Consider the following 252-nt stretch of genomic DNA (forward strand, 5'->3'; position numbering starts at 1 on the left):
GACCATCGCCGACGAGCGGCCCTGATCGTCCAGCCCGACATGATCGCCGTAGCCGACCCGCAGACCGTCGAGCCAGCCCGTCAGACGCTGCGACTCGCCACTGGCGAGACGGTCGCCTGCCAACTGAAGGTCCAGCAGATAGTCGGACCGCTGCACGACGGGCTGATGGATCGATTCCATTCCCCGGCGCTGGGCATCGCTGCCCATGCACGCGCCCAACAGGAGGGCCGGAGCGAGGACGAGGGCGGACAG

General features: G+C 68.7%; 1 protein-coding gene. It reads right to left on the reverse strand.

Annotation, left to right across the window (positions count from 1 at the left end; genetic code table 11):
* The coding region (locus tag AC0IYH_RS32920; RefSeq protein WP_471838577.1) for a CpaD family pilus assembly lipoprotein at positions 1-252 on the reverse strand (252 nt) is incomplete at its 3' end.

It is taken from the genome of Pseudomonas sp. AC463 (assembly GCF_979253585.1).